Source organism: Salinicoccus sp. CNSTN-B1 (assembly GCF_054792835.1).
In genome coordinates, this window is the sequence record NZ_JBTWMN010000004.1 from 20726 (window position 1) to 41140 (window position 20415).

Annotated in this window: 20 protein-coding genes and 7 pseudogenes; 6 read left to right on the plus strand and 21 right to left on the minus strand. The window is 45.2% G+C overall.

Going from position 1 to position 20415, the window contains the following annotated elements; genetic code table 11:
- Positions 1-17: 17 nt before the first annotated feature.
- From ACYF68_RS00175 to ACYF68_RS00205, 7 genes are all read right to left on the minus strand, one after another.
- Positions 18-485, minus strand: coding sequence for a Dps family protein (locus ACYF68_RS00175; RefSeq protein ID WP_461044996.1), 468 nt, complete (start codon positions 483-485; stop codon positions 18-20).
- A 65-nt stretch (positions 486-550) separates the two neighbouring features.
- Complete coding sequence (locus tag ACYF68_RS00180) at positions 551-1213, minus strand: Crp/Fnr family transcriptional regulator (RefSeq protein ID WP_461044997.1); 663 nt, start codon at positions 1211-1213, stop codon at positions 551-553.
- Between the two features lie 13 nt (positions 1214-1226).
- On the minus strand, positions 1227-1601 hold the full coding sequence (locus ACYF68_RS00185) for a hypothetical protein (protein WP_461044998.1): 375 nt from the start codon (positions 1599-1601) through the stop codon (positions 1227-1229).
- On the minus strand, positions 1601-3121 hold the full coding sequence (locus ACYF68_RS00190) for a heavy metal translocating P-type ATPase (RefSeq protein ID WP_461044999.1): 1521 nt from the start codon (positions 3119-3121) through the stop codon (positions 1601-1603). The genes ACYF68_RS00185 and ACYF68_RS00190 overlap by 1 nt, the downstream gene beginning before the upstream one ends.
- Positions 3122-3259: 138 nt before the next feature.
- Positions 3260-4042: a Cof-type HAD-IIB family hydrolase gene (locus ACYF68_RS00195; protein ID WP_461045000.1), complete on the minus strand. Its 783-nt coding sequence runs from the start codon at positions 4040-4042 to the stop codon at positions 3260-3262.
- A 136-nt stretch (positions 4043-4178) separates the two neighbouring features.
- Positions 4179-4337: a universal stress protein gene (locus ACYF68_RS00200; protein WP_461047423.1), complete on the minus strand. Its 159-nt coding sequence runs from the start codon at positions 4335-4337 to the stop codon at positions 4179-4181.
- 11 nt (positions 4338-4348) lie between these two features.
- A complete protein-coding gene (locus tag ACYF68_RS00205) occupies positions 4349-4591 on the minus strand; it encodes a universal stress protein (protein WP_461045002.1) in 243 nt (80 codons plus the stop codon).
- Positions 4592-4839: 248 nt separating this feature from the next.
- On the opposite strand from ACYF68_RS00205, the gene ACYF68_RS00210 reads away from it, so the two are divergent.
- On the plus strand, positions 4840-5790 hold the full coding sequence (locus ACYF68_RS00210) for a threonine ammonia-lyase (RefSeq protein WP_461045003.1): 951 nt from the start codon (positions 4840-4842) through the stop codon (positions 5788-5790).
- Between the two features lie 29 nt (positions 5791-5819).
- On the opposite strand, the gene ACYF68_RS00215 is transcribed toward ACYF68_RS00210, so the two are convergent.
- The 4 genes and pseudogenes from ACYF68_RS00215 to ACYF68_RS00230 form a co-directional block, all read right to left on the minus strand.
- On the minus strand, positions 5820-6413 hold the full coding sequence (locus ACYF68_RS00215) for an LLM class flavin-dependent oxidoreductase (protein ID WP_461045004.1): 594 nt from the start codon (positions 6411-6413) through the stop codon (positions 5820-5822).
- On the minus strand, positions 6389-6799 hold the full coding sequence (locus ACYF68_RS00220) for an MsnO8 family LLM class oxidoreductase (RefSeq protein ID WP_461045005.1): 411 nt from the start codon (positions 6797-6799) through the stop codon (positions 6389-6391). Before ACYF68_RS00220 ends, ACYF68_RS00215 begins: the two co-directional genes overlap by 25 nt.
- Before the next feature lie 12 nt (positions 6800-6811).
- Positions 6812-7093, minus strand: a complete 282-nt coding sequence (locus ACYF68_RS00225) for a DUF3219 family protein (protein WP_461045006.1) — start codon at positions 7091-7093, stop codon at positions 6812-6814.
- A gap of 135 nt (positions 7094-7228) precedes the next feature.
- A pseudogene (locus ACYF68_RS00230) lies at positions 7229-8658 on the minus strand (NAD-dependent epimerase/dehydratase family protein).
- A gap of 271 nt (positions 8659-8929) precedes the next feature.
- Between ACYF68_RS00230 and ACYF68_RS00235 the strand changes: the two are divergent.
- The 5 genes and pseudogenes from ACYF68_RS00235 to ACYF68_RS00255 all read left to right on the plus strand — a co-directional run bounded on the left by ACYF68_RS00235 (position 8930) and on the right by ACYF68_RS00255 (position 14471).
- Entirely contained in the window at positions 8930-10576 is a 1647-nt protein-coding gene (locus ACYF68_RS00235) for a peptide ABC transporter substrate-binding protein (protein ID WP_461045007.1), read from the plus strand.
- 78 nt (positions 10577-10654) lie between these two features.
- On the plus strand, positions 10655-11593 hold the full coding sequence (locus ACYF68_RS00240; RefSeq protein WP_461045008.1) for an ABC transporter permease: 939 nt from the start codon (positions 10655-10657) through the stop codon (positions 11591-11593).
- A gap of 4 nt (positions 11594-11597) precedes the next feature.
- A pseudogene (locus ACYF68_RS00245) lies at positions 11598-12510 on the plus strand (ABC transporter permease).
- A gap of 5 nt (positions 12511-12515) precedes the next feature.
- Positions 12516-13558, plus strand: a pseudogene (locus tag ACYF68_RS00250) (ABC transporter ATP-binding protein).
- A pseudogene (locus ACYF68_RS00255) lies at positions 13558-14471 on the plus strand (ABC transporter ATP-binding protein). Before ACYF68_RS00250 ends, ACYF68_RS00255 begins: the two co-directional pseudogenes overlap by 1 nt.
- A 144-nt stretch (positions 14472-14615) precedes the next feature.
- Here ACYF68_RS00255 and ACYF68_RS00260 read toward each other — a convergent pair.
- The 10 genes and pseudogenes from ACYF68_RS00260 to truA all read right to left on the minus strand — a co-directional run bounded on the left by ACYF68_RS00260 (position 14616) and on the right by truA (position 20406).
- Positions 14616-15176 carry a hypothetical protein gene (locus ACYF68_RS00260; RefSeq protein ID WP_461045009.1) on the minus strand — a complete coding sequence of 187 codons (561 nt, stop codon included), beginning with the start codon at positions 15174-15176 and terminating at the stop codon, positions 14616-14618.
- Positions 15143-15286, minus strand: coding sequence for an alpha/beta fold hydrolase (locus ACYF68_RS00265; protein WP_461045010.1), 144 nt, complete (start codon positions 15284-15286; stop codon positions 15143-15145). The genes ACYF68_RS00260 and ACYF68_RS00265 overlap by 34 nt, the downstream gene beginning before the upstream one ends.
- Entirely contained in the window at positions 15268-15498 is a 231-nt protein-coding gene (locus ACYF68_RS00270; protein WP_461045011.1) for an alpha/beta fold hydrolase, read from the minus strand. The genes ACYF68_RS00265 and ACYF68_RS00270 overlap by 19 nt, the downstream gene beginning before the upstream one ends.
- 39 nt (positions 15499-15537) lie before the next feature.
- On the minus strand, positions 15538-16047 hold the full coding sequence (locus ACYF68_RS00275; protein ID WP_461045012.1) for a YfiT family bacillithiol transferase: 510 nt from the start codon (positions 16045-16047) through the stop codon (positions 15538-15540).
- A 70-nt stretch (positions 16048-16117) separates the two neighbouring features.
- Complete coding sequence (locus ACYF68_RS00280; RefSeq protein ID WP_461045013.1) at positions 16118-16570, minus strand: YaiI/YqxD family protein; 453 nt, start codon at positions 16568-16570, stop codon at positions 16118-16120.
- A gap of 65 nt (positions 16571-16635) precedes the next feature.
- Positions 16636-17082 (minus strand): DUF4385 domain-containing protein, encoded by a 447-nt coding sequence (locus ACYF68_RS00285; RefSeq protein ID WP_461045014.1) that lies wholly within the window; start codon positions 17080-17082, stop codon positions 16636-16638.
- 211 nt (positions 17083-17293) lie between these two features.
- A pseudogene (locus ACYF68_RS00290) lies at positions 17294-18426 on the minus strand (alcohol dehydrogenase catalytic domain-containing protein).
- Between the two features lie 183 nt (positions 18427-18609).
- Positions 18610-19002, minus strand: a complete 393-nt coding sequence (gene rpsI, locus ACYF68_RS00295; protein WP_344701532.1) for a 30S ribosomal protein S9 — start codon at positions 19000-19002, stop codon at positions 18610-18612.
- 18 nt (positions 19003-19020) lie between these two features.
- A pseudogene (gene rplM / locus ACYF68_RS00300) lies at positions 19021-19457 on the minus strand (50S ribosomal protein L13).
- Between the two features lie 170 nt (positions 19458-19627).
- Positions 19628-20406: pseudogene (gene truA, locus ACYF68_RS00305) on the minus strand (tRNA pseudouridine(38-40) synthase TruA).
- Between the last annotated feature and the right edge of the window lie 9 nt (positions 20407-20415).

The following is a 20415-nucleotide window of genomic DNA, read 5'->3' on the forward strand; positions in this document are numbered from 1 at the left end:
GATTATCCAATTTGTGGCTACTGCTTAACCTCTTTGCCCAAGAATGATTTAAGCATCCAATTATTTTTTTCAATATCCGTAGTCATACTGATGAATGTATCCGCTGTACGGTCATCCCCCGCTTCCTCAGCTACCTTTCTGCCTTCATCAAGCTCCTGGATGATATTGTCATAATCCTGAACAAGCTGTCTGACCATCGCATTGGCCTCTATATCATATTCCGCTTCTTTTACAGTCGCCCTCTCAATTGCTTCAGACTGTTTACCGATAGGCTCTCCTCCAATGGCAAGCAGGCGTTCTGCAAGCTCATCCACATATTCTGCTGCAGTGTCATACAGTTCTTCAAATTTGTCATGTAATGAGAAGAAATTGTTTCCTTTAACATACCAGTGGTAGTTATGAAGTTTTGTCCATAACACTGTAAAGTTGGCGACCTGTAGGTTAAGTGCTTGTCTTACTTCTTGTTTACGATCTGAATTAGCCATTAATAATCACCTTTCCTGATTGATATCATTATTAAATATACCCTGGTCCACCCTCCATAAACTTCTTACAAGATGCTGTAGTCCAACAGATTGTAGGTCTTATGGTCGACCCTTTCTAATATCTCGTCCTGTTCCAATTTCTTGAATAGCCGGGTCAGTGTTTCAGGCTGCATACTCAAGTAGGACGCCAGATCCTTTTTCGTCATCGACAGCTTCAAACGATCGTTCTCGTCTACATCCGTCCGTATGAATTCAATCAACCGTTCTTCGCTGCTAAGCAATGAAATATTGGTGGCCTGTTGTTCGACTTCACTCAAGCGTTCAGAAAACCGTTCTATTATTTTGATTCCAATCTCTGGATACTCCTTAAGGAGCGAATACAATTCTTCCTTTTGAATCTCGCATACTTTCGACTCTTCTGCTGCTTCAGCATAGGAGTCATGCATTGTCTCCCCGCCAAAAAGAGCCAGTTCACCTGTAAAGTCTCCCGGCAGGAGGACGCGGATCAACTGTTCTTTGCCCTCTTCGTTCAGACGATATATACGAATTTTTCCGCGATGAAGGACAAACAGAGCGTTTTCAGGGTCTCCTGCCATGTAAAGATGCTCCTGCCTTCTGTAAGTTTTTGAATTGACCTGTTTGAATACTTCATCCATTTCCTTGTCGGTAAGATGGTTGAAAATCGGGACTTTCCTGACACACATCTTATGATTGGCGTGTTGTTCCATTACATAATGCCTCCTAACCCATGCTCTCTTTCATTTGTACGACCTTCAGGCTTGGTTCCCTCAACTTTCTCAGACGCATCGCGTTCAGTATGACAAGCAGTATGCTGACTTCATGTATGAGCATACCAGAAGCGAGATGGATATATCCATAAAGCACTCCGCCAAGCAGCAATGCTACCGTCAGCAACGCAATCGCTGTGTTTTGGAGCATGACCCTATAAGTTGCTTTTGATATTGTAAATCCGTGAGCCAACTGTTCCATCCTTGACCCCATCAATACCACATCCGCTGTCTCCATTGCGATATCCGTACCGCCATGTCCCATGGCGATTCCAACATCTGCAAACGCCAAAGCTGGTGCATCATTGATGCCATCACCGACCATCATCACTCGTCTTCCCGCTTCTTTTCCCTCTCTATATACCTCATTTTATCATCGGGCATCAATTCTGCATGATATTCATCCAAGCCGAGTATACCGCTTACCTTTTCAGCTGAATATACGTTGTCACCCGTCAACATGACCAACTTCCCGACCCCTTTATTGCGCAAAGCTGTGATTGTTTCAAAAGCATCTTCCCTGATTTGGTCCATAATGGATATGATCCCGACGACTTCACCATTCTTTGCTGCAAATATCGCTGTATTACCCATCTTTTGTTGCTTGATGTAGTCTTCTTTAGCTCTCAGTCCCACATTTACCCCATAATCCTCCATCAGTTGGAGGTTGCCGATGACAAAATTATCTCCGCGATATTTCCCGGTGACCCCTCTGCCCTTCCATGCTTCTGCATCAGTTACATTTTCCATGTCCACGCTCAGTGAACGTCTTTTCGCCTCTTTGACGATTGTCTGTCCAAGATGATGCTCACTGACCATTTCAATATTCGCAACCTGTTCGAGGAGCTTGTTCCGATCCGTACCATCAAATACCATGATATCTGATACCGAAGGCCGTCCTTCCGTCAAAGTGCCTGTCTTATCAAAGATTACTGTGTCGATTCTTGCAAAATTATCTATAATTTCGCCACCCTTGATGAGTGCACCATTTTTAGCACCATTGCCTATCCCTGCAACGTAGGCCACCGGGGCTCCGATGATCAATGCGCCCGGACAGGCGATGACCAAAAAGGTGATGGCGAGATGCAGGTTTCGTGTGAGCATGAAAACCAACACTGCGAGTACTACGATTGCTGGCGTGTAGTACTGGGCAAACTTATTCAGGAACTTCTCCGTGCCACTCTTACTTTCCTGGGCTTCCTCCACCAGCTCGATGATTTTAGAGAATGTTGTATCTTCACCGACCTTAGTTGCCGTCAACTCAATATAACCTTCATCCAGAACACTGCCACTGAATACTTCAGCATCTTCATTCTTGAACCTTAGATTTGATTCCCCGGTGATGGCAGACTCATTGATGTGTGCCTGGCCAGTTGATATGATGCCGTCGACTGGAATTTTACCTCCCGGTCTGACGATTACTTTCTCCCCTTCCTCCACCTCATCGACATCAACTTCCTGTTCCTCTCCGTCCCTTGACACAGTTGCCGTTGCAGGTGCCATATCTACAAGTGTCTGAATTGAATCCCTTGTTTTATTCAGAGTCCTTTTTTCCAAGTATGCGCCAAACAGGAACAAGAAAGTTACAATTGCCGCTTCAGTATATTCCTGTATCAGCATGGCCCCAATGACTGCAATGGTGATGAGGAGTTCTATGCTGAAACTTTTCATCCTCAGTGCCATCCATGCTTTGTTGACGATTGGACCGATTGCTGCAATCGTTGCAGCAATGAATGTCATGTTCATTATTTCGCCATACCCCGCCACCCTGAATATTACTCCCACTATGATCAGTGCCGCAGAAATATACATCATCTGGTTCAAATGCTTATTTAGCCACCTCGTCATAATTGCCACCTCTTCTGTTTTATTTTTAAATGCCGGCGCTTTGCTTAATTCTTATTATAGGCTCTGCCGGCTGATTAAAAATTGATGGCCATCAATATTCGAGACAAAAAGAACTGCAGGTTTTCACCTGCAGTTCTTCTACTCTATAAGGCCAACCAGTTTCAGCCCGTGGAGGAGTCCGTCCTCATCCACATCCTTAGTGACATACTTGGCATACGATTTAACTTCGTCGGCCGCATTGCCCATCGCCACACTATGATGGACGGCGCTCAACATTTCCAGATCATTCGGACCATCTCCGAATGCATACTGATTCTCTTCGGGAATCCCCAATTGAGTGGTTATTTTTTCGATGCCGAGCGCTTTTGACCCGCCCTTCGGCAAGACATCAATGCTGACTGGATGCCATCTGATGAAGTCGAATGCAACATGCTTTTCTTCATACTGTGCATCCTCCCCCTCCGGGCAGAAGAGCAGCGTCTGATAAAGTGCTCGTGTCTCATGATATGTGGGATCATGACCAGGCATCATCCCGAGCTTCAGGGTCGAAATGCCTTCTGTGATATATTCATGTTCAGGCACGTTCGACATCATGTCTTCTTCATCCAAATAGACGACCGGATGGTCATTGCTGAGTGCGTCTTCCGTCAGAGCTTCCAACGCTTTTGAGTCGAGGGGGTTTCTATATATGGTCTGCCCCTCGAGGACAACATATTGACCATTGAAGCTGACATATGTATCGATGCCGAGTGTCTCCCTCAATTCCTTGAACATGAATGGTGCACGCCCTGTAGCGATTGCGACGATATGACCCGCTTCCTTCAATTCTGCGATTGCCTGCCTGGCTGAAGGCGGCAGATTTTTATCATGATCCAACAAGGTTCCGTCAATATCAAAGAAAATAATGCTTTTATCCTTCATTCCCTTGCACCTCATCCATTATTTACATTACAAGCACAACCATCATACCTTATGAAAAGCCTTTCATGTCAAAGGAAGTGACTTATTGAGGAGGTTACACTAGAGCTTCATACATGAATCATCGAACCGGCGATGCTCACTTGACGATCATCACTGGGATCTCTGCCCGTTTAGCTACTTTATGACTGACGCTCCCGAGCACCATTTCCTGAAATCTGCTCAGCCCCCTGCTGCCGATGACTACAAGCTCATAATTCTCCAATTCGGCTTCTTTAATGATTTCTTTAGCGGGCAGACCACGGCGTGTCAAATATTTATGCCCCACATTCTCCCTGTCGAAGAATGCAATGATGGAAGACACTTCATCTTTCTTTTTTTATTCCATGCGCGTTCATTCGTCGACCTTACTATGTCCCCCTGGTTATCATCAGGATCCATCACATGGAGGAGGGTGATCCGAGTTTTATCATCTGAAAGATGAAGCGCTTCTTCTGCCGCTCTGCGACTATTCTCGGAGCCATCTACCGCCAACAACACTTCTTTATACATCCAGTCATCCTTTCTGGGTTAGAAATATTTGGGCACTGATTAGACGATGCAATCATTCACCAGTTTCATTGCCATTTCCATCAAAAGCCATAAGCGCTTGATATATGGCGCACGACTTACATGAAAAGATTTACAAAACCCGCCTCGCTGAATATGTCGTGCAATTGCAGAAACCTAAATAATTTACATTTTAATTCCTTGATTCAATCCGTCCCCGTATAATGGAGCAAAAAAGAGAGGTTGAAACTATGGTCACACTTCAAATGATTGATGATGCAACAAAAAGAATACAAGGGCATATAACTGAAACGCCCCTCATCAGAGCGTGGGCACTTGATGAAGCTTTAGGATGCCGAGTCTATTTGAAGCTGGAAAATATGCAGATTACAGGGTCCTTCAAATTCCGCGGAGCCATGAACAAAATATTGAAGATGTCTTCCAGGGATAAGGAAAAAGGTATCATTACCGCATCATCCGGCAATCATGGGAAGGCAGTGGCATATGCTGCAAAATCTCTAGGCATAAAAGCCACTGTGGTTGTTCCGGATACCGCATCGCCATTCAAGATTCGCTCCATTGAACAGTATGGTGCAGATATTATCAGATGCAATGTCTCAGAACGCTTCACCATCAGTGAGGCACTAGCTGAAAAACATGGTTACACACTGCTTCACCCTTATGATGATGCCGATATTATGGCAGGTCAGGGAACCATTGGTTCTGAAATTATAAATGCATTGCCGAACATCGACAAAATAATAGTGCCGACCAGCGGGGGTGGTCTGCTTGGAGGCATCCTTTCAGCTGTCAAACCGATTATGGAAGACATCAAGGTGTATGGAGCCGAGCCTGCCTCCGTACCGCGCTACACCATAAGCCTAAAAGCAGGTCAGAGAAGAGAGGTTGATGATCAGCATACCCTTGCAGATGCACTCGTCACCAATCAGCCAGGCATTGAAAATTTCCCGGTTATCCAGAAACATGCCGATGGTATACTCAATGTCCAGGAGGAAATGCTGCTGCCGGCTACAAGATTAATGCTGATGGAAGGTAAGATCTTTGCAGAACCTTCGGGCTGCATCGGGATTGCCGCCATACTCTCGAAGCAGCTCAAAGTGAATGCTACTGATGATGTATGCTTCGTCATTTCTGGCGGAAATGCCGGTGATGCTTTGCTCAAGCAACTGGAAATCCTCTGAACCTAAAAATAAATATACAGTCAAAACAACTATCTATTTTTAACTTCTTCCGAAATGAGCTTATAGGATTTCCATTTTTCTTCAGGCGAATGTGTAATCGTGATGATTATGAATTCATCAACTCCGGTGGATTCCTGAAGCCTTTCAAGTTCATCCACAACATCAGCCGGGTCGCCGATAATCATCTTCTGCTTAGCCGCTTCAACCTTTGCGGGGTCTTCCATTGAAGCCATATACGCACGTGCCGTTTCAGAAGATGGCACTTTTTCTGCTGCACCCTCCGACTGCATCAATTGCCATACAACCCAACTGTCGGCGATTTCATGTGCTTCTTCCGCGGTATCCGCACAAACGACGGATATCCCCAACATTGCTTGAGGCCAGTCCTGGCCATCACGTGGTTGGAACCCCTGCTTATACTGCTTCATCACTTCTGTCCCGTCTTCATCACTCATGAATTGACCAAAACAATAGGAAAGCCCTTTTTCTGCTGCAAAAGCCGCACTCTTGGGGCTGGTGCCAAGCATCCATAAAGATGGTGGAACATTGGGAAGCGGGTTAGCAGGCGGATTAGCAGTGGCCTTTTGATTGTACCGGATCAATTCATCCACCAACTCCGGCATTTTGAACACTTGAGGTAAAAGGCGTCCGTCAGAGCTTCAGATGCTTTGGAAGGTCCGCCTGGTGCCCGACCGATACCAAGGTCCAGCCGTCCTTCAAAGAGCGTGGCCAGCATATTGAAATTTTCTGCCACTTTATATGGTTTATAGTATGGGAGCAGCGTAGCTCCCGATCCGATTCTTATCTGTTTCGTCTGCGCCCCTATATATCCCAAAAACACCTCCGGCGTACTGGAGGCTAGGCTGGGTAGCGCGTGGTGTTCAGCCACCCAAAATCGGTTGAAGCCATATTCATCTCCGACCTGGGCCAGTTGGCACGATGCTTCTAATGCCTCTTTTGCAGATTGGCCTTCGGAAATTGGCGCCTGGTCCAGAATACTCAATTTCATACTTGTCTCCCCCTATGCGACCTCTTGCAGCGTGACACGATATTCTGCCGTTTGTCCTGGCTCATATAGGTTATCCAGCGAAGTTGAATAATTTACGATCGTTCCCTTGAAACCCAAAGATTCGGATGGCAATTTGATATCGAAAGTCCGCTCATATAACAGCACTGCAATATCATGATATTCCCTACTGTTGACATTAAAGATGATGGTCAACCGGCGCTGGTCACCTTCATATTCCAGCTTATGCTCTTTTATTTCTATCTGTGTGTCGTTCAAGATAACTTGTTCTGACATGCTATCATCCTTTCTCCTCTAGAATAGCATATTGATGTCCGTTGCCAGAATTGGTTGCTCACTATCCAATCGGCAGATTGCCTGCATTAGAAAGCACGTAATCAATGTTTCTGACTACGCGCTGCCTATTTGATATTAATTCGCTGTTGGACTTGAAGCATATTTGGCATATCTTGAGTCCAGCATATTCGCAAGCACTCTTGTTTCCAGCCCGAATGCTTTCATGACAAGCAGATGGATTTTAGCCTGCGTCAGTGTATAGACATACCATGGCAGAGTAGGCTCATATTCATGGATGGCGATGAGCACTTCATTCGAGTCCAGTATTCGTCTGAATTCAAGACGGGCACGCCCGCCCTGACGCTCCTGGGAAAACTTGCCTCCTTTAATGTAGTAGAGGATGCGATCTTCATAGGAACGTTCCTTGGAACGTTCAAGGATAAGGATGGGTGATTTGAATAGAGGTAATGTGATGGATGTTTCCGCATCCTTCACCCGGGTCGTGATGAATTTGCCGCCGATTCTTGATAACCAATTGATGTAATAGTCGGCGGTATCGTCAACCGACCATTTATCGGGAATCCGGATGCGCTGTACGGATTTCACATCATTTTTCTCCAGGTCCTGTTTTTGTATCACCTCAGGTTTTGGCATTCCAGCAGTATCCATTTCTCCGTCAAGCGCAATACGGACACTCTCCTTGAATGTAGTCGGTGCATCTGAAATACCTTCAACGCGGTTGTCATCATGCATCACCATGCTATGCGTGAGGCTCTCCAGTAGAGGATAGACCATTTCTTTCGGTTTCTGGGCAATGAGCCTTACCCACAGTTTCGACAAGGTTATAGGAATGAGCGGCACATCGATCATCGGCAATTTTTTTTCCATCACTTCAGCTGTCTCTTCAAAAAGCTGCCTATAGGTCATTTCGTCAGGTCCGCCTATATCGATGGCTTCGTTATTTTTTGGTTCCCGTTTGACGATTTTGCCTAATCCCTCGATGACATCCTTCAATGCAACAGGATGCGTACGGTTATAGGCCCATGAAGGCAACAGCAGTCCGGGCAACCGTTTCACAAGATTATGCAAGATCGGGAATGATGACCCTTTCGGCCCCACGATAAGTCCTGCCCTCAATGTTGTTACAGGAATTCCGTAAGCCCCGAGAATCTCCTCACACTCAAGACGGCTCGAAGGTGCTCGGATAAATGGGCATCATCTGGGATGATCCCGCTCAGATAAATGATTCTCTTGACGCCTTTTTGTTTAGCTGCCCATGCAAAATTATCGGCTAGGATCGCATCCATATCCTTAAACTTTCCTTGAGACAATTTGGACGAAGGCTGCATCGAATGGACGAGATATATCGCAACATCTATATCTTCCATCACTTCTTCAATATCAATCTGTGAGTAGAGATCTGCTTCCTTCCAAATCACGTTTTCTTCATTTTTTTTATTCGATGTGTTTCTCGACACTGCGACGATTTCATTATCCTCTTTAAGGCTTCCTAAAAGGTTGCCCCCTATATACCCTGAAGCACCGGTCAATAAAATCTTCATCAAAACACCTCTTCCATAATTATTTTCTGTATTTTTATCCATACCCTTTTTTTATGGGACATAGTCTTCCACAGCCAAGTACTCATATTCAAGGTGCTTTAGATTTTAATTATTTCAAATTTGACAACTTTATTGAATTTATAGATAATATTAAAAGCAAACGTTTTCAAATGAGGGGGTGCATTTGATAATTTTGTGATATTACACCATTGAAGTGTTGTAATAGCCTGGTAATTAGCAGTATAATGAGAATAATAAAAAAGGAGTGAATTGTATGAAAAGTTTTAAGGCTTTATTGCTTTTCCTGACTTTGACACTCGTCCTTGCCGCATGTAACTTTGGCGGAGACGACAGCGGAAACGGCGGCGGCGAAGAAGGCAGTTCCAGCAGTGAAGGATCAGATGGTAAAACCATCAACCTTTCGATCGCTTCAGACCCACCTTCCTTCCACCCGGCCCTCGCGACAGATACGACATCAGGTGCCATCATGGCCAGTGTCTTTGAAGGCCTGACGCGTCTCGATCCTGAAGGTAATCCTGAGCCAGCCATGGCTGAAAACATCGACGTCAGTGAAGACAAGAAAACGTATACGTATACTTTAAGGGATGCCCAATGGTCCAATGGCGACCCTGTTACAGCCGATGACTTCGAATATGCCTGGAAATGGGCACTTGATCCTGAAAATGCTTCAGACTACGCATATCAACTGTACTACATAGAAGGTGCTGAAGCCTATAACTCAGGCGAAGGCTCTGCAGACGATGTAGCGGTTACAGCAGTTGATGAAAAAACACTTGAAGTACAACTTGTCAACCCGACACCTTATTTTGATGAATTGACAGCATTCTACACATATTACCCTGTCAACTCCAAGATGGCTGAAGAAAATCCAGATTGGCACACAGATCCAAATGGTGAGAACTATATTGGAAACGGACCATTCAACCTGGAGAGCTTCACAAGTTCAGATGAAATTGTCCTTCAAAAGAATGATGATTACTGGGACTCTGAAAATGTAGCATTGCAGACTGTCAATATCGATATGGTGGAAAGTGAATCCACTGCACTCAAGATGTATGAAGGCGGAGATCTTGACTATCTCGGTTCACCATTCAACTCAATCGATTTGAATGCCCTGGATAAGTTCAAGGACAATGGTACGTTGAACGTCAGCGACCAGGCCGGCACTTATATGTATGTATTCAATACACAAGACGAAATCATGCAGAACAAAAATATCCGTGAGGCCCTCACAATCGCCATCGATCGTGAAGGACTCATCAACAACGTCACTAAAGGTGAGCAAGAACCTGCAACTGGACTCGTACCACTGACAATGGAAGGCTTTGAAGAACCTGAAGAGTACTTCGAACCAGGCAACATGGACGATGCAAAAGCTGCCCTTGATGCCGGACTGGAAGAACTCGGCATGGAAGATCCTTCCGAACTCAGCATTGCGCTTTCCTACAACACAAGTGAAGCACACGCTGCGATTGCACAATTCGTACAGCAAGGTTGGAAAGAGAACCTCGGCATCGATGTCACACTCGACAACTCAGAATGGCAGGTCTACCTTGAAGCACTTGACGCCGGCGAACACCAAGTTGGCCGTTACGGCTGGCTCGCGGACTTCAACGACCCTGTCAACTTCCTCGAAATCTTCAAAACGGAAGAAGGCAACAACAACACAGGCTGGACGGATGAAGAATACATCAGCCTTCTAGACCAGGCATCACAGGAAACTGACGAAGCAGCCCGTACGGAAATGCTCCAAGAAGCTGAAGGTGTCTTCATGGAAGACTTCCCGATTGCTCCGATATACTTCTACACGAACCTTTCAGTACATGAAGACAAAGTTAAGAATATGACACCAGATCCACTTGGTAACGTACAATTGAAATACGTAGACATCGAAGAATAGACTTCAAAAGATATGAAATACACTGTCAGGTGAGTATAAACATACTCACCTGTCATTTTTGAGGAAGGAGCGCTAAAGATGGTCAAATATATTGGTCAGCGCCTTATATACATCATCATTGCTTTATTTATAATCATTACGGCAACATTCTTTTTGATGCGCTTGGCTCCAGGAAACCCCTTTGCTTCAGAAAGGACTGTGCCTCCGGCCATCCAGGAAAGTCTAAATGAAAAGTACGGTCTCGATGATCCATGGTATGTTCAGTACGGAGAATATTTAGTGAATACAGTTCAAGGCGATTTTGGTACTTCTATGAAGTATCGGTATCGTGAAACGAACGACATGATAGCAGAAGGATTTCCGATTTCAATGACACTTGGTCTTGAAGCCATGTTCATTGCAGTCGGTATGGGAGTACTGATCGGCACGATTGCTGCATTATTCCACAATAAGTGGCCGGACTATTTGATGAGCCTTGTTGCTGTCATCGGCATATCAGTGCCATCCTTTGTAATGGCTTCGATACTGCAGTACTATCTTGCACTAAAAGCAGGCTGGTTCCCTATCGCAGGCTGGGAAGGTTTCATCTACAGCATATTACCGGCCGTAGCCCTGGCCTCGACACCTATGGCATTCATCGCCAAATTGACACGTTCCAGCATGCTTGAAGAGACAAACAGTGAATATGTCAAAATGGCTAAAGCAAAAGGCATATCAAAATGGGTGGTCGTCTTCAAACATGCCCTGAGGAATGCATTATTGCCTGTCGTTACATATTTGGCTCCGCTCACAGCAGGAATCATTACCGGCAGTTTCGTAATCGAAGAAATTTTTGCAATCCCTGGTATGGGTAAATATTTTGTTACAAGTATCACAAACCGCGACTATACAGTAATAATGGGTACGACGGTCTTCTACTCCATCATCCTGCTTCTTGCTGTATTATTGGTCGACATCCTTTACAGCTTTATCGACCCGCGCATCAAACTGAGAGGAGGAAAATCAGGTGGCAAATAAAGATATTCCGAAACTCAACGATTCAGATTTTGAAGTCGTCGGGACACGCTCCGACGAAACAGAAATACTTGCCAAGAAATCGATTTCCTTCTGGGAGAAGTTTCAGAAGATTCCTCAGAAATAAATTGGCGCTGGTGGGATTTGTCACACTTTTCCTCATCATTCTCGGTGCCATATTCGCACCCATGATTTCAGAGTTCTCCTATAGGCAGCAGAATGGCGACTATAACGTCTCTCCAAATGGAACATATTGGTTTGGAACCGACGACCTTGGCCGGGATATATTCACCCGTGTGTGGATAGGGGCACGGATCTCGATATTCATCGGTTTCGCAGCCGCTATCATCGACCTTATAATCGGTGTGGCCTGGGGAGCCATCGCTGGCTTGAAAGGCGGCCGGACTGATGAAATAATGATGCGTATCGCTGATATATTGACAGCAATCCCGTATCTCCTTGTGGTCATCATACTGCTTGTCGTCATGCAGCCGGGGCTGTTCCCCATGATCATTGCATTGTCTCTGACAGGTTGGGTGAACATGGCCCGTATCACACGTTCGGAAATACTTAAGCTGAAGAATCAGGAGTATGTACTCGCCGCCAGGACACTTGGTGCCAAAAACCTTCATCTGATCAGAAAGCACCTACTTCCTAACGCACTCGGCGCCATACTCGTCACGATGACACTTACAATACCGAATGCGATCTTCACTGAAGCATTCCTAAGTTATTTGGGGCTTGGTGTACCTGCGCCGCTTGCCAGTTGGGGTACTATGGCCAACGACGGCTATCCGGCATTGGCGAACGCACCTTGGAGACTATTTTTCCCAGCGCTATTCATCAGTTTGACAATCTTTGCATTTAATTCGATTGGCGACGGACTGAGAGACGCTTTGGATCCTAAGTTAAGGAAGTGATATTGATGAATGAACCAGTTCTCCAAATGAAAGACTTGCACGTTGACTTTTCAACATACGCAGGCACTGTAAATGCAGTCAGAGGAGTAAGCTTCGATGTATATAAAGGAGAAACGCTGGCGATTGTCGGTGAGTCCGGGTCAGGTAAAAGTGTCACAAACCAGGCGATAATGAAGCTTCTCCCCCAGCCTCCGGCCATCTATTCCAGTGGTGAAATACTTTTCGATGGCAAAAACCTGCTCGACCTCTCTGAAAAGCAGATGGAAAAAGTAAGAGGGAAAGATATAAGCATGATTTTCCAAGATCCCATGACATCTTTGAATCCAACGATGAAAATAGGTAAACAGATTACAGAAGTAATGCTTAAACACAGAAAATCTCTAAGAATGATGCCAAAAAACGCGCACTTGAATTGATGAAGATGGTCGGCATTCCAATGCCCGAGAGGCGTCTGAATCAATATCCACATGAATTCTCGGGTGGTATGAGACAGCGTGTCGTCATTGCGATTGCACTTGCAGCGGACCCGAAACTACTTATTGCAGATGAGCCTACAACTGCCCTTGACGTAACCATCCAGGCTCAAATACTCGATGTGATGAAAGAAATACAAAAATCTTCCCAAACATCAATCATTTTCATCACCCATGACCTCGGCGTCGTGGCCAATGTTGCTGACCGGGTGGCTGTAATGTATGCTGGTGAAATCGTTGAAGTGGGAACGGTGGAGGATATCTTCTATAATCCCCAGCATCCCTATACATGGGGCCTGTTGGGATCCATGCCTGACTTGAACGAAGATAGGGATCAAAGATTACGCACAATAGAAGGTTCTCCGCCAGACCTGACGGATCCTCCGAAAGGGGACGCATTCGCACCGAGGAACCCATACGCCATGAAAATCGACTATGAACAAAATCCACCTATGTTCAAAGTAAATGATCAGCATTTCGCTAAAACATGGAGACTGCATCCCGACGCCCCCGAAACAGAAATACCAGACATCATCAAAAACAGATATCTTCAATATACAGGGGGTGACAACTGATGACAGCGCCCATACTTGAAGTGAAGAACCTAAAAAAATACTTTGGGGCAAAAAACAATCCGCTCAAAGCCGTAAATGACATCACATTCCATGTGATGCCGGGAGAGACATTGGGGCTTGTCGGAGAATCTGGCTGTGGTAAATCGACTACAGGCAGAACCATCATCAAACTTTATGAGAAGACCGGTGGCGAAGTCATATTCAATGGCAAGCATACAGATGAGTTATCCACTAAAGAACAGAAGAAATTCAACCAGGAACTCCAGATGATATTCCAAGATCCATATGCTTCCCTCAACCCGAGGATGACTGTCTTTGAAATCCTTGCCGAAGGATATGATATCCACGGTATATACAAAGACAAGAAAGAACGTCGCATAAAGATATATGAACTGCTGGAATCTGTAGGGTTGAACCGTGAGCATGCCAATAGGTACCCTCACGAATTCTCAGGTGGCCAACGGCAGAGGATCGGTATCGCACGTGCACTCAGCTTCGACCCTAAACTGATAATAGCTGACGAACCGATTTCCGCACTCGATGTGTCCATTCAGGCACAGGTCGTCAATATGATGAGGGAGATCCAAGAAGAACGCGGACTCGCCTACCTATTCATCGCCCATGACTTATCGATGGTCAAATATATCTCAGACCGCATTGCTGTAATGTATATGGGCCAGCTTCTTGAAGTCGGGAAGGCATCGGATCTTTATAACAATCCGATCCACCCTTATACGAAATCATTGCTCTCGGCAGTTCCCAGCCCGATCCCCGTACTGAGAAAAAGAGGAAAAGGGTGGACTATGATACCAGTCAGCACAACTACAGCGAAGATGAAGAAGTGACACTCAGGGATTTCGGCAACGAACATTATGTATTCTGTTCCCAAAAAGAGTTCGATAACTGGATTTGAACAAACAGTTTCAGTCACAACAGGTATTTTGAGGAATGGTTGAATAGTAAAAATCAGTAAAGCCAGGCCCTTCATGCTTATATTTGAGCATGAAGGGCCTGGTTTTTTTTAATATTCCTGTACAGAAGTGCGTCAATCAGACAGTTATGACAAGCGGTTGCTTTCCTTACTTATGTTCATCCAGAAATTCCAATATCTGCTCATTGACGAAATCAGGGTACTCCTGGTGGGTCCAATGCGTAGCACCATCCACCCATACAACTGCCTCAGCATCGGTATACTTGAGGCTCTCCTCTGCCAGACGCTGCGAAAGGAATTGATCTGAGCTGCCCAGATGATTTTTACAGACACATCTACTTTGGATTTCTTAGCGATGCTTCTTATACTATGAGGTATCGCCCGATACCAATTCAACATACTCTTCAATGCGTTATGCCTAGACCAGGCAATATTATAGGCACCAAGTTCTTTCCCGGAAAACGTCTCTTTTCTGCTCGTGACCTTCAAGGCCTGTTCCATGGTGCTGTAGTCTCTAAAACTCATGATGGATTCCGGAAGACGTGGAATCTGGAAAAAGAGCATATAGGCACTTTTCAGGATTTGGGTGGGCTTAGTCATCATGACTTCTGGAAACACACCCGGATGGGGCATATTGATTACAACGAAACACTTTACTCTCTGGGGTTGGCGCTTGCGAGATGCCATCCCACAGCACCGCCCCAGTCATGTCCGACAATCGCCGCCTCATCTCTGTTGAAGTGATCGATGAGCCCGATTATATCATCTTTAAGAACTTCTATGCCGTATGACTCCACTCCTGCAGGTTTATCACTTTTGTTATATCCGCGCTGGTCGGGGCGACCACCCGGTAACCTGCCTGGGCCAATACACGTATCTGTCGTCTCCAGCTGTACCAGAACTCAGGGAAACCGTGGAGTAGGATCACCAGTTCACCTTCTTCGGGGCCTGCCACCGCCATATGGAGATCAACACCATTTGTGAGTATATATTCGAAATCGATATCCATACTGAACCCCCTTACTTTACAATCTGCTAAGCCGGGTAATCACTTGGACAATGCTATCTTGATGTGGGCAAGATGATGTTCTTCATGCCACGCAAGCTTTGCCATCTTTGTTGCTACGGTCATTTTTCCATTGGTATCATGTACAAAATACCGATCCAGTTGAGTTTCGGTGAGATTATGTCCAATCGAAGCAATGCGCGCGTTCATACCTTCCAGCATTTTGATTGAACTTTCCACCGGAAGATCCATATCAGGCAAAGCTGCCCACTCCTCTTGAAGAAATTCAGGTACTTTAGGCGCATCGTCCGTTAAGGCCAGTTTAAGACGCTGGTACATATTCAACTGGGAATCCGCTATATGGTGGACCAATTGGCGCACGTTCCATGCACCTTCTCTATACGTCTTTCCAAGCTGCTCCTCGGTCAGTCCATCCACTTGTTCCCTCAGACGTTTGGTGTACGTTTCAATTTGTGCAACCCACTCTTCAACATCTGCTTTGCCTACCTTATCAGGCACACTCAATTCACCGATTGGAAATTTGACATCCATTTATATTCATCCTTCCTTGTCTTATCAATTTCAACCTTACGCATAAGTCTGTAGAGTTTAAAATAGTTCGCTACCATAGGGATAGCTGTTCAATCTTCTGATGAAACAACTCTGAGAATGCCTTGCGGTCTTCTTTAGACAAAGGTTTGGGACCTTTTGTCCGGCCACCGCCTTTTCGTATCATAGCACCCATATAACGGGTCTCAAGAAGATGATCGATATTCTCATCGGTATACGTAAACCCCTTATGGTGAAGGACTGTACAACCTTTTGGCAACAGTAATGAAGCTAAGCCGTAATCTTGTGTAATGATTATATCTTCACTGTCGGCCAACTTTACAATGCGGAAATCCGCAGCATCCGGTCCCGCTTCGACATAGATACTCTCAACGTGAGACGGAAGGTCTTTTGGGGAATAGTGGGATAAGCTGGATACCAGTACGACCGGTAAAGATTTGCGGGCGGTCACATCAATCACGATGTCTTTTACGGGACATGCATCCGCATCAACGAATACTTTCATGGCATCACTCTCCTTGGCTTCATTATATCAGAGCTCGTATACCCAACATGTCTATCTTGCGTCCATCATCCATACTTTTTCTGATGGTCCTTCTTAAGTGCAAGATATTCTTCGTCTTCCCTGACCTTTATCCACTTTTTCTCGAAGATTGCAGCCGCCTCCGCCTTTTCAGAATCTATTTCTCTATCCTTTATGTTGCCATCTCCATCATATTTACGTCCACCTTTATAATTTGCATAGCGACGCGCACGAGTATACCCCATCTGCAGAAATTTCCGCGACATATCCATTCCGACGAAATCCCCAGCCTTTTTGTAATCCAGATACATCGCGTAGATCTTCTCAGAAGAATCTTTTGCGATATCAGGGGTTTTAAAGCGCCAATGAGGCAATATCTCGCTCTTATAAGGTTCAACCATCAGCACGCCTTGTTCTCCCCTGCCGACCCGATATAATTCAGGCTGTTCCCTGAAGTCAATCGAGTCAAAATCCATATCGTAATCAAACGCCATACGGCTCCCTCCTTCCTATTCTCCACTATCACCTTTCCCATAATGATCGTGTTTCAGACATCTCCCGACTATAAATCAAAAGACATCCTGGCAACTGAAGGTGATGTTTCACTCTCCGGTTGCCTCGGATGTCTCTGGTATACCTGACATAATATAAAATTGTTCAAAGCCAAGCTGTTAGATCAAATCATCATTCTTTACGTTCATCGAATTACGGTTTGAATATGATCTTGATGCTATCGTCGTCTTTCCTGTCGAAGATATCGTACGCTTTTCCTGCATCATCAAGATCCATCTTATGGGTGATGATGTCGGTCGGATCAAATTCGTTGTTTTCAATCTTCTCATAAAGTTCAGGCATAAGATGGATGACAGGAGCCTGACCCATTGTGAGTGATACGTTCCGTGTAAAGAAATCACCAAGCGGGAAACCATTAGCTTCTGATGCATAGACACCAGTAAGCTGCACTGTGCCGAACTTTCTTACAGACTGCGAAGCAGTTACTATAGGGCTAATGGTACCAAACTGGTTGTCCATCTCTGACCCGAATTCTGTATTCGGCGGTACTGTGCCGTCCATGCCGACGCAGTCGATGACAACATCCGCGCCACCTTTTGTCTCTTCATGGAGAAGTTTGCCGATTTGTTCGTTATCCTTGAAATTGAATGTTTCAACATTGTTTGTTTTCTTCGCATGCTTGAGCCTGTAGTCCACCTGGTCTACAGCTATGACACGTTCAGCGCCTTTCATCCATGCGAACTTCTGCGCCATAAGTCCAATTGGACCTGACCCCAATACGATGACAGTGTCGCCTTTCTTCATGCCGCTGTGCTCCACACTCCAGTAAGCTGTCGGCAGTACGTCAGATAGCAGCATCACTTGCTCATCTTTCAATTCACTGGATTCGGGGACCTTGAATGACGTGAAGTCGGCATATGGTACGCGTAAGTACTCTGCCTGGCCGCCCGGGAAATTTCCATTAGGCTCGGCAAAACCAAATAGTCCTCCCACTTCTCCATGAGGATTCGATTCATCACATTGACTTTCCATCTGGTTCTTGCAGAAGAAGCACTCTCCACAACCGATATTGAACGGAATCACCACACGGTCGCCTTTTTTCAAGTTCTTGACTTCAGAACCCACTTCTTCCACGATACCCATCGGTTCATGTCCAATGACATAATCTTCTTCTGGAACTATCCCCCATGGTATAGATGAAGATCTGATCCGCATATTCCACTTGCAGTGATACGGACGATCATATCTTTGTTGTCTTGTATATCCGGTGTCGCAACGTCTTTTGTAACCATTGATTTCTTACCTTGGAATGTTACCGCCTTCATGTTATCCCTTCCTTATCTTTGTTTATATAATTTATGCTGTTGTCATATAAGGCAATAGCCTTCCCTATTCAGCCTCAAACATATAAACAAGGAAATTACGGATTATTTTTATTCCCCTTCATGAGACCGACATATTAAAAAAACCCTCCAACCTTAAATGGTTGAAGGGATCGCAAAACAATATTAACGTTTTGAGAACTGTGGTGAGCGACGGGCTTTCTTGAAGCCGTATTTGTAACGCTCTTTCATACGTGGGTCACGTGTAAGGAGGCCTGCTCTCTTAAGTGGACCACGGTTTTCCGGATCTGCTTCCAGAAGTGCTCTGGCGATACCGTGACGAATTGCCTGTGCTTGTCCTGTGAAGCCGCCACCTTTAACGTTTACCAATACATCGTAGTTACCTTGTGTTTCAGTAACCGCGAATGGCTGGTTCAAGTCCAGTATAAGACTTTCGAATGGAAGATAATCCCTCATGTCACGACCGTTAACTGTAACATTGCCTTCACCTGGTACGAGACGTACACGCGCTACTGCATTTTTACGACGACCTGTTCCTGTATATTCTACTTTAGCCAATGAATTAACCTCCTATCCTTAACCGCGAAGTTCGTAGTTTCTGGTTTTTGTGCTTCATGCTTGTGCTCGCTTCCAGCGTATACATGAAGTTTCTTGCCTTGTGCACGTCCAAGTCTGTTCTTAGGCAACATGCCTTTGATGGAATTTTCCAGGAGGCGTACCGGGTTCTTTTCCCTAAGCTCTCCTGCAGAGATGGATCTGATTCCACCTGGGTGACCTGTGTGTCTGTAGTACATTTTATCTTGGGCTTTATTACCCGTCATTTCGATTTTTTCTGCATTGATGATGATGACGTTGTCACCTGTATCAACGTGTGGTGTGTATGTGGCTTTGTTCTTGCCGCGTAGTATCGCTGCCACTTCAGAAGAGAGACGGCCGAGCGTCTGTCCTTCTGCATCGACAACATACCATTTACGTTCAATGTTAGCTTCATTAGCCATGAATGTTTGACGCATTTCCAGTCCTCCTAAATATATCAGTAGTGCGCGTTATTTGCTCTTAAAATTTTCCAAAAGCTTCGTTTGCTTTATATCTGTATGCACAATAAGTTTCCGGGGCTTATCGTGGGTGATATAAAATTATACCGTTGTCTATGATAACCCTAATAGCTCATTTTGTCAATGTATCACCGTGGTATTTTTAAATTTTCCAATGCTTCATTGCGTGCTTTTTCATCTAAAAATACCCTTTCCAAATACAATCCTTCCGCTGGAGCAGTCTTCGGCACCAGTGTGCGGTCTTTTGCCGTAATTATGCCTGGAGTTTCTCAGCTTCCCATCTCCCCTGCCCGACTTCAAGCACATAGGCGACAAGGATACGAACCATATTATAGAGGAATCCGGAGCCGATTATAAGGAAATCATAGCCGTTGTCGGTCTTTATCAATTCAAAGGCATAGATGTGCCTGACTTTATTCTCTATAGGTGATTTGGCGCTTGAGAAGCTTGTGAAATCATGGGTGCCGATGAAATGCGACATCGCCTGTCTCATCTTACTTTCCGAGAGTGCATAAGGATAATATGTCTTCAATCCCTTCTCAAAAGGATCACGTACTGTTCCCTGATAGATGCGGTAACGATAGATTTTACCGTGTGAGTGGTATCTTACATGATAATCGGAACTGATCGCTTGCACGTCGTGGATTGCAATATCATCAGGCATGGCGCTGTTCAGTGCATGCTGCCACTTTGTTTCAGGGATTTTCAGATCTGAGTCGAAGTGAAAGAACTGTTCTCGTGCATGTACGCCGCTGTCTGTGCGGCCGGCTGCATGAATCCTGGCAGGCTTTTTGTGCATTCGTCCAAGGACCTTCTCCACTTCTCCCTGTACTGTACGTCCTTCCAACTGGTATTGGAATCCATTGAACCGGGAGCCATTATAACTGATTTTTACCAAGTATCGCATTTTTTACTC

Bases quoted from the DNA above. Each gene is read 5' to 3' on its own strand.
- ACYF68_RS00175 (WP_461044996.1), bottom strand. From the start codon at position 485: ATGGCTAATTCAGATCGTAAACAAGAAGTAAGACAAGCACTTAACCTA.
- ACYF68_RS00180 (WP_461044997.1), bottom strand. From the start codon at position 1,213: ATGGAACAACACGCCAATCATAAGATGTGTGTCAGGAAAGTCCCGATT.
- ACYF68_RS00185 (WP_461044998.1), bottom strand. From the start codon at position 1,601: ATGATGGTCGGTGATGGCATCAATGATGCACCAGCTTTGGCGTTTGCA.
- ACYF68_RS00190 (WP_461044999.1), bottom strand. From the start codon at position 3,121: ATGACGAGGTGGCTAAATAAGCATTTGAACCAGATGATGTATATTTCT.
- ACYF68_RS00195 (WP_461045000.1), bottom strand. From the start codon at position 4,042: ATGAAGGATAAAAGCATTATTTTCTTTGATATTGACGGAACCTTGTTG.
- ACYF68_RS00205 (WP_461045002.1), bottom strand. From the start codon at position 4,591: ATGTATAAAGAAGTGTTGTTGGCGGTAGATGGCTCCGAGAATAGTCGC.
- ACYF68_RS00210 (WP_461045003.1), top strand. From the start codon at position 4,840: ATGGTCACACTTCAAATGATTGATGATGCAACAAAAAGAATACAAGGG.
- ACYF68_RS00215 (WP_461045004.1), bottom strand. From the start codon at position 6,413: ATGCCGGAGTTGGTGGATGAATTGATCCGGTACAATCAAAAGGCCACT.
- ACYF68_RS00220 (WP_461045005.1), bottom strand. From the start codon at position 6,799: ATGAAATTGAGTATTCTGGACCAGGCGCCAATTTCCGAAGGCCAATCT.
- ACYF68_RS00225 (WP_461045006.1), bottom strand. From the start codon at position 7,093: ATGTCAGAACAAGTTATCTTGAACGACACACAGATAGAAATAAAAGAG.
- ACYF68_RS00235 (WP_461045007.1), top strand. From the start codon at position 8,930: ATGAAAAGTTTTAAGGCTTTATTGCTTTTCCTGACTTTGACACTCGTC.
- ACYF68_RS00240 (WP_461045008.1), top strand. From the start codon at position 10,655: ATGGTCAAATATATTGGTCAGCGCCTTATATACATCATCATTGCTTTA.
- ACYF68_RS00260 (WP_461045009.1), bottom strand. From the start codon at position 15,176: ATGGCATCTCGCAAGCGCCAACCCCAGAGAGTAAAGTGTTTCGTTGTA.
- ACYF68_RS00270 (WP_461045011.1), bottom strand. From the start codon at position 15,498: ATGGATATCGATTTCGAATATATACTCACAAATGGTGTTGATCTCCAT.
- ACYF68_RS00275 (WP_461045012.1), bottom strand. From the start codon at position 16,047: ATGGATGTCAAATTTCCAATCGGTGAATTGAGTGTGCCTGATAAGGTA.
- ACYF68_RS00280 (WP_461045013.1), bottom strand. From the start codon at position 16,570: ATGAAAGTATTCGTTGATGCGGATGCATGTCCCGTAAAAGACATCGTG.
- ACYF68_RS00285 (WP_461045014.1), bottom strand. From the start codon at position 17,082: ATGGCGTTTGATTACGATATGGATTTTGACTCGATTGACTTCAGGGAA.